The sequence below is a fragment of the Vibrio sp. Vb0937 genome (genome assembly GCF_033338855.1).
In genome coordinates this window covers 1-1,468 of record NZ_JAWOTK010000175.1, presented here as the reverse complement: position 1 = coordinate 1,468, position 1,468 = coordinate 1, and the positions used below count along the sequence as shown (strand labels likewise).

1 protein-coding gene and 1 pseudogene are annotated in these 1,468 nt (G+C 41.3%); both read right to left on the bottom strand.

Going from position 1 to position 1,468, the window contains the following annotated elements; translation table 11 throughout:
• The coding region (locus R7P67_RS24175; RefSeq protein ID WP_318086236.1) for a cache domain-containing protein at positions 1-605 on the bottom strand (605 nt) is incomplete at its 3' end.
• A gap of 445 nt (positions 606-1,050) precedes the next feature.
• Positions 1,051-1,468 (bottom strand): annotated as a pseudogene (locus R7P67_RS24170) (YjiH family protein); the annotation flags it as partial.

The following is a 1,468-nucleotide window of genomic DNA, read 5'->3' as shown; positions in this document are numbered from 1 at the left end:
GTCGTGCCATCGTCAGTGACTAAGAACAAGTAACCAGCATCAAACAGGTTCACTTGGTTAACTAGGTCGGAAAGGGTAGTTAGCTCTAGGTCGTAAAACATGCCTGCCAAGAACTGGCCGTTTTGTTTTACTGGTGTACCAACAGAGATGATCACATTCTTAGATGATGCATCAACATAAGGGTCGGTAACCACCAAATCGCCTTTGTTTTTGGCTGCGATAAACCAAGGGCGTTGGCGAGGATCATAATCAGGCCCTGCATCCCAACCGTCGTCGTTTTCAATCACGAAGCCATTACTTTCGTAACCAAAACCAATCGCTAGGAAGCTCGATTTCGGAGTTGGCTTTTCAAGAATGTCTTTTACGTATGTGCGGTCGTTTGGTGATAGTTCTATGATCTCTGTGATCGAGCGTGCGAGATCTTTCTTCGCGTTCATTTCAGATTGAACGGTGTTGCTCACGCTGGTCAAAATCTCTTTAACGCTTGAATTGATGTGCTCCTGAGTTTGAGAACGAATCGTCATAACTTGTTGCGTCGATAGTAGCGACACAGTAATTAGCAGCAAAATTGAAGAGGCGGTGACAACCTTATGTCTGAATTTCATGAGTTTTCCTCTAAGTCTCCCGGATAGTTTTCTTCTGCTTCCACCTCTTTTTGGGTTCGGGTGAATTCGGCAGAAAAAGAAACCTGTTGTGTTTGATTACTTTCTTATCGACATCTTTATCAAAAACATGAATCCATTTGTTGTCTTTTTTAACCAAAATTAAACAAAACGGTGATTTGAGTTAAAACTTGTGAGTTTGATCTGATTAGTGAGCCATCTTAATGAAAGCGTCATAATGAAAGGAATTGCTTAAAGAGTACTGTTGATAACAGGTTTGATTGAGGAGTTTAGTAAAGTTTTATTTATTATAAATAAGCATTTATTGAGGTTTTTTCTTTGTAAATTATAGAGTTTACGTTGGGGGCGAAGTTAAGTGGGGAAGTAAGCCAAATTTTAGTTGTAAAAAAGGCCCCGACAGAGCGGAGCCTTTGTGTATGCTTTGATTTTAGAAAATCAGATGCGCAACACCAGCAATCACAGGAAGTGTAATCAGCGTACGCAGAATGAAGATAACAAACAGTTCTACGATGTTGACTGGAATCTTGCTACCTAGTAGTAGTGCACCAACTTCTGACATGTAAATCAACTGAGTAACAGACATTGCTGCGATAACAAAACGAGTCATTTCGTTGTCGATAGATGCCGCCAGAATCGCAGGGATAAACATATCTGCAAAGCCAACCACGATAGTTTGCGATGCTTGTACCGCTTCAGGAATTTGTAGCAACTCTAAGTAAGGAATGAATGGCTGACCAAGGATCTCAAACACTGACGTGTATTCAGCAATCACTAGTGCAACGGTACCCAAACCCATAACAACAGGCAGTACGCCAAACACCATATCGATAGCGTTGTGTACGCCT